Source organism: Nitrosomonas sp. Nm51 (assembly GCF_900111165.1).
In the GTDB taxonomy this organism is placed as follows: Bacteria; Pseudomonadota; Gammaproteobacteria; order Burkholderiales; family Nitrosomonadaceae; genus Nitrosomonas.
This window is the reverse complement of record NZ_FOGH01000082.1, coordinates 1-6,271: the sequence shown is the minus strand read 5'-3', so window position 1 is coordinate 6,271 and position 6,271 is coordinate 1. Positions and strand designations below refer to the sequence as shown.

Here is a 6,271-nt window from a genome sequence, read left to right as displayed (position 1 = left end):
ATATCGGGACTGCCTTCTTACCCAAAAGAAAATCGCTGATCACAAAAAATCAATGAAATTAGATCGCCACTTCCAAAAAAGCGTGAAACTTTAGTATGGAAGCAATCCGGGTCCTAATCAGTTCGGTGGGTCGCGTTAGCGTGCGACCGGTCACAAAAAATGCGTGACCGCTCCACGGCACCTTCCACCCCGGTGTACTGGAGCAATATTTGGTTAGCTTTTCCACAATGAAAATCCTTTTTGAAGGAACATAAACGATGGAACAAAAAAAATCCGAGCAAGGCCGTGAAGCGCGCGCAAGCTGCGGCCATAACCCGATTCATGCGGAAAAATCCGCTGATGTTTCTCAATCTGCTAAGACAAATGCGGTCTACACCTGCCCCATGCATCCGGAGATCCGGCAAAACGGGCCGGGAAACTGCCCGGTTTGCGGAATGGCGCTCGAACCGGAGACGATGACCGGTGAAGAAGGTGAAAACCCCGAGCTCACCGATATGCGCAGGCGGTTCTGGATTGGGCTGGTTCTGACGTTACCGGTTTTTACCCTGGAAATGGGTAGTCATATGTTCAATCTGCGTCATTATATTGACGGAACGCTTTCCAACTGGATGCAGCTTGTACTGGCCACGCCTGTCGTGCTTTGGGCCGGAAAGCCGTTTTTTGAGCGCGGCTGGGCTTCACTGAAAAGCCGCAATCTGAATATGTTTACGCTGATAGCCATGGGTACGGGCGTGGCCTGGCTATACAGCATAGTGGCAACACTGGTGCCTGGCATTTTTCCTGAAGCATTCCGGCAGGATGGCGTTGTTGCGGTCTATTTCGAAGCATCGGCGGTAATTACGGTGCTTGTGCTGCTCGGACAGGTTCTGGAACTTAAGGCGCGCGAGCAGACAGGCGGAGCTATCCGCGCGCTGCTTGATCTCGCGCCGAAAACAGCGCGCAGGATTACGGAAAATAGCGGCGATGAAGATGTGCCGCTGGATCAAATCCAGGTGGGCGATCTGCTGCGTGTGCGTCCGGGAGAAAAAGTACCGCTGGATGGCATAGTCACCGAAGGCCGGAGTGCTGTCGATGAATCCATGGTTACCGGCGAATCGATGCCTGTCAAAAAAGAGCAGGACAGCAACGTGATCGGCGGAACCATGAATCAGACCGGCAGTTTTATCATGAAAACCGAGCATGTCGGTAAAGACACCATGCTCTCGCAAATTGTTCATATGGTTGCCGAAGCGCAACGCAGCCGCGCGCCAATCCAGAGACTGGCCGATGTCGTCGCGTCATGGTTTGTTCCGGCCGTGATACTGGTGGCTGTGCTGGCTTTTCTGGTCTGGAGCATATACGGGCCATCACCCGCCTTCAGTTATGCGCTGATCGCCGCTGTCAGCGTTTTGATTATCGCCTGCCCCTGTGCGCTGGGACTGGCCACGCCCATGTCGATTATGGTGGGAGTTGGTAAAGGCGCGCAAGCCGGCGTTCTGATAAAGAACGCGGAAGCACTGGAGCGTATGGAAAAGGTTGATACGCTGGTTATCGACAAAACCGGAACATTGACAAAGGGAAGTCCGACGGTAACAAGAATTATTCCTGCTGCAGAGTTTTCCTCTGATGAGCTTTTGGTACTGGCCGCATCGCTGGAGCAAGGCAGTGAGCACCCTCTGGCTCATGCCATAGTCAGTGCAGCCAGGCAAAAGGGCCTGGGTTTAGAGGATATGAGAGATTTCGATTCACCAACCGGCAAGGGCGTGATTGGAAAAGTCAAAGGACAGAATATCGCGCTTGGTAATGTAATGCTGATGGAAGAACATGCCGTCAATGTTTCTTCCGTGTCCGGTCAAGCCGATGACCTGCGTTCCGATGGCGCAACAGTAATTTTTATTGCCGTGAACGGTCAAATTGCAGGTCTTTTGGCTATTGCTGACCCGATCAAGGAAACAACACCGGATGCGATCGGAAAGCTTCAGAAACAGGGTATCCATATTGTCATGCTTACCGGCGACAATCGCCGTACCGCTGAAGCTGTGGCCAAAACACTGGGTATTGAAGAAGTAAAGGCCGAAGTTCTGCCGGAGGATAAGGGCAAGATTGTTAAAGAGCTGCGTGCTGCAGGGCGTGTTGTTGCCATGGCCGGCGACGGCACCAATGATGCGCCTGCGTTAGCTGCAGCCGATGTAGGCATAGCCATGGGCACCGGCACGGATGTGGCCATGGAAAGCGCGGGAGTAACACTGCTCAAAGGCGACCTGATAGGCATAGTACGTGCCCGTAACCTGTCTGTAGTCACTATGCGCAATATCCGGCAAAACCTGTTTTTCGCGTTTGTGTACAATTCTGCAGGCGTGCCGATTGCCGCCGGTGCCTTGTATCCGTTGTTTGGTGTTTTACTTTCGCCTGTCATCGCTGCAGCAGCGATGTCGCTGTCCTCGGTCAGCGTAATAGGAAATGCCCTGCGGTTACGGCTGATGAAATTGTGACAGGGGCCGGATTATCCTCCTGAATTGCCGATAAGCGCTTCAGGCTGTTTAATACCGGTTTCATCAACGGCAGCCCGTTTTTGTGGCAGATTTCTACGTTTGTGTTGTTAGGGCAATGTATCTGCGTGATAAAAAACGCAGCAGTTTTTTGTGAATGCAGCATCAGGTGTATTTGCACCTTCTCAAAGAAGAGAATGAGCATGTCGATGTCCATGAGGTGCGTGGGTTTGCCTCGCGCAATCTCTATGGCTGCGCTGAATGAAGCCTATGCGATCAGCAAAGCCACGCGCTGCAAACAATTTTTGTTTTCCTTAAGTCTTAACCCGCCCAAAGATGAAAATGTTTCGACGCAAATCTTTGAAAAAGCCGTAGAGCAAGCCGAAGAAAGACTTGGTTTGAACGGCCAGCCTCGCGCTATCGTCTTCCACGAAAAAAACGTGCGCAGGCATTGCCATGTCGTTTGGTCACGGATCAATACGGCAGAAATGAAGGCGGTGCAGCTTTCTTTTACCAAACGTAAGCTGAATATTTTGTCCCGTGAGCTGTTTTTGGAACATGGTTATGTATTGGCCCGTGGTGACAGGCGCGGGTTCGTCGCGGTGGATCACCGGGGGGAAGTATTTGCTGTATCCAAGTGGATCGGCATTAAAGCAAAGGAAGTGCGCGAACGATTAACCGATGAAAAAATACTTCCATCTGTTGATGAGGCGAGAGCGCAGATTGCCAGTGATATGGCTACGCGGCTCGCTGCATTATTCCAGGGACAAAGCGCTGCAATCGGCGCCCGCATGGCAGCATTAGAAGAAAAGCGCCAAGCAATGACGCGCCAGTAGCGGGAGGAAAGACAAAGATTGGAGGATGCTCAAAGCTTAGACTGGCAAAAGAAACAGCAAGAATGGAATAAGCAGTTAAACAAAGGCGTTCGCGGGTTGTTTGACTGGATTACAGGCAAACGTAAAAATATTGTGAAGCGTATTGAAACAGATGCATATCACGTCAAGACATGCCAGCAGCGGGAACGAGACGCGCTAATTTTTAACCAGCTTGAAACACGATAAGTCGCAGTACCAAGCCATGCGTGAACAGCGTCTTGAACAACTCGAAGCTCAACGCCGGGAACAAAACCACAGCCGCCCGCAGCCTCGTCAGCGCGGCCCGGACTGGCCGCCTTGAAGGGCGCACTTTAAACAGGCCGGTTTTAAAACGGCTTGTTCCACCCCGCCGACGAAAGCGCAAGATTTTGGCAGCGCGAATTATCACCCCTCAAAAAAAAGCGCTGCCAGCCCCAAGCCGACAGCACCTAGGTTTTTAGTGATTCCAGAATATATGTTCTTCTTCGAAGGCTGTTTCGATGGTGAAGATATCACCGCTTAATTCCATATCCCGGCCCATACGCTCATAGTCGATATAGTACGCCAGATTTTCAGGAATCTGCGTGGTCTCCTCGGTCAGCTCTTGCGCAAAATCAGCCAGTGATTTGTAGCAGCCGCAATAATTTTCCTCTGCCGCTGTTCTGGCCTCCTCCAGATCGCCGCCGAAATTGTTCAGCAATTTTCCGCCAAAATCCGGATATTCTTCGATAAAGCAGGCGATTTCATGCGCGGTTTCAAGCCCTTCATATTCGCCTAAAGAATAGCCGTCAAAACCTTCATGATCATGTATCGCGTATTCCTCCGCGAAACCTTCGGGGCTTTTGGCCAGCATTTGATTCACTTGCTTCCAAATATCGTCCAGATCGTCGGTGGCGTTGATCCAAACGCCGTGAAGTTTGCCATTATTGTACGCTGCCAAATCTGCCACATAAATTCTGATTTCATTACTCATTGCTCTTTCCTCGCTTTATTAAGGGTTTAAAAAAACAACCCCTGCTGGGGTTGAAAACCCCGAAAGGAAAAGCGAGTAAAACGAGCAAAAACACGGGTTCTGGTGCATCCAAGTCAGGGGGAGCCACCCGCGTCTGCACAAGCGAAGCGCGGAAGATCGGGGGATGACTTGGTGGAGGCAGGTTCCGTGTTAAATTGATTAATCCCCAGCGGGGGGAAGTAATAACAAAATGAACCGATTTATCGGTTCACAATAGATGGGCATTACGGCGTGATTTGCAGAATTTTTCCTTGCATATTAAAATTATAGATTTTAATATGCAAGGATGATAAAGCGCAATATCTATCAAACCGTCATACAAGCTTTGAAACGGCAAGCCGCTGTAGCCCTTATCGGGCCGCGCCAAGTTGGAAAAACCACATTGGCGCTTGATATCGCCGAAGAAAGGGACGCCGTATATCTTGATCTTGAATCTATGTCAGATCGGGAAAAGCTTAGCAACGCCAGTATGTTTCTCACACATAATGAAGACAAGCTGGTTATCCTCGATGAAATTCACCGGATGCCCGAAATCTTCCAAACCTTGCGCGGCTTGATTGACCAAGGCAGGCGGAAAGGCTTGAAGACCGGCAGGTTCCTTATTTTAGGGTCAGCTTCCATTGATTTGCTTCGTCAATCTGGGGAAACACTGGCCGGACGGATTGAATATATCGATATGGAGCCTTTAAATGTGCTGGAAACGGGTTCTAAGAATAACCCTGATCCCACAAAGCTTTGGGTGCGCGGCGGTTTTCCCGATAGCTACCTAGCAGACAGTGACGAAGACAGTTACGCCTACCGGCGCAATTTTATCCGCACCTATTTGGAACGGGATGTGCCGCAATTCGGGCCGCGCATCCCGGCGGAAACCCTTGAGCGTCTTTGGGTTATGCTGGCTCACAGCCAAGGGCAATGCCTGAATGCATCCAAACTGGCTGGCAGCCTGTCTACCTCGGCTCCCACCGTTAGCAATTACATAGACTTGCTGGCCGATCTGCTGCTGGTCAGACGTTTACAGCCGTTTCATGCCAATACAAAAAAACGTTTGGTCAAGGCCCCGCGTGTTTATGTGCGTGATAGCGGCATCATGCATGCCTTGCTAGGGCTTTCGGATTATAACCAGCTCTCGGGTCATCCGGTATTCGGGGCAAGCTGGGAAGGGTTTGTGATCGAAAACCTACTATCTGTTGCACCACCACAAACGAAAGCCAGTTTTTATCGTACTTCTGCTGGCGCTGAAATCGATTTAATACTGGAATTACCCGGCAGCAAAATATGGACACTTGAAATCAAGAGTGGCCTTACTCCTAAACTTGTAAAAGGCTTTCATAATGCACTTGAAGATATACAGCCGGATCGCAGCTTTGTCGTGTATTCGGGGAAAGACCGTTACCCGGTGACGGAAGAAACACAGGTCATTGGTTTATATGAGCTGGCGAAGGAGTTGGCAAAATAATGCAGATACAAGTTTACGCGTTCTTAGTCTTATTCCGGTGAATTAATATTCTATCGTGGAATAATTTCATAGGATCTACGTCCTCCCAAACGCTCCGTTTCAACGAGACCGGGTGTTACCAACCATTCAAGGAACTGTTTTGCATCTATCGCACCAGATAACAAGCGTAGCATTCCCTCAATGAAAACGGAGTGCTCTATCAAGCTAATGTTGCTAGCAGCCAATACTTTCTTTTTAGAAGATTCGTCAAAACCAGGTTTGCCCAAAGTAACTCTATGCATTGAAGAAACATAATCAGCAGATTTTTGTATAACTGCCCACGCATGTTGATACCGGTTTAAAATTGACCACCCATTACGGTTGAAATTTGACCAGGGTAAAACAGAGCGCAGGATACTACGCATCTGTGGATAAGTCGACCAGACTGAGTTGGTATTTTGCCTCCTGCTGATGCTTTGTGTTCAGTTGTTCGTTACAAATT

At 49.8% G+C, this 6,271-nt stretch carries 6 protein-coding genes; 4 read left to right on the top strand and 2 right to left on the bottom strand.

What is annotated here, in order from left to right; translation table 11 throughout:
- The first annotated feature begins 257 nt into the window (after positions 1 to 257).
- The 3 genes from BMY60_RS14425 (at position 258) to BMY60_RS16085 (ending at position 3,529) form a co-directional block, all read left to right on the top strand.
- Positions 258 to 2,471 (top strand): copper-transporting P-type ATPase, encoded by a 2,214-nt coding sequence (locus BMY60_RS14425; RefSeq protein ID WP_090334569.1) that lies wholly within the window; start codon positions 258 to 260, stop codon positions 2,469 to 2,471.
- A 200-nt stretch (positions 2,472 to 2,671) separates the two neighbouring features.
- A complete protein-coding gene (locus BMY60_RS14420; RefSeq protein WP_177166696.1) occupies positions 2,672 to 3,304 on the top strand; it encodes a relaxase/mobilization nuclease domain-containing protein in 633 nt (210 codons plus the stop codon).
- Between the two features lie 18 nt (positions 3,305 to 3,322).
- A complete protein-coding gene (locus tag BMY60_RS16085) occupies positions 3,323 to 3,529 on the top strand; it encodes a hypothetical protein (RefSeq protein WP_090334566.1) in 207 nt (68 codons plus the stop codon).
- Positions 3,530 to 3,779: 250 nt separating this feature from the next.
- Here BMY60_RS16085 and BMY60_RS14410 read toward each other — a convergent pair whose 3' ends face one another.
- Entirely contained in the window at positions 3,780 to 4,295 is a 516-nt protein-coding gene (locus tag BMY60_RS14410) for an antirestriction protein ArdA (protein WP_090334564.1), read from the bottom strand.
- A 325-nt stretch (positions 4,296 to 4,620) separates the two neighbouring features.
- On the opposite strand from BMY60_RS14410, the gene BMY60_RS14405 reads away from it, so the two are divergent.
- Complete coding sequence (locus tag BMY60_RS14405; protein ID WP_090334563.1) at positions 4,621 to 5,790, top strand: ATP-binding protein; 1,170 nt, start codon at positions 4,621 to 4,623, stop codon at positions 5,788 to 5,790.
- A gap of 50 nt (positions 5,791 to 5,840) precedes the next feature.
- Here BMY60_RS14405 and BMY60_RS15890 read toward each other — a convergent pair whose 3' ends face one another.
- Positions 5,841 to 6,194, bottom strand: a complete 354-nt coding sequence (locus BMY60_RS15890) for a hypothetical protein (RefSeq protein WP_090334561.1) — start codon at positions 6,192 to 6,194, stop codon at positions 5,841 to 5,843.
- Positions 6,195 to 6,271: the final 77 nt, after the last annotated feature.

What these genes read in the sequence shown, in the direction of transcription:
- BMY60_RS14410 (WP_090334564.1), bottom strand. Translation starts at nt 4,295, where the DNA reads ATGAGTAATGAAATCAGAATTTATGTGGCAGATTTGGCAGCGTACAAT.
- BMY60_RS14420 (WP_177166696.1), top strand. Translation starts at nt 2,672, where the DNA reads ATGTCGATGTCCATGAGGTGCGTGGGTTTGCCTCGCGCAATCTCTATG.
- BMY60_RS15890 (WP_090334561.1), bottom strand. Translation starts at nt 6,194, where the DNA reads ATGCGTAGTATCCTGCGCTCTGTTTTACCCTGGTCAAATTTCAACCGT.
- BMY60_RS14405 (WP_090334563.1), top strand. Translation starts at nt 4,621, where the DNA reads ATGATAAAGCGCAATATCTATCAAACCGTCATACAAGCTTTGAAACGG.
- BMY60_RS14425 (WP_090334569.1), top strand. Translation starts at nt 258, where the DNA reads ATGGAACAAAAAAAATCCGAGCAAGGCCGTGAAGCGCGCGCAAGCTGC.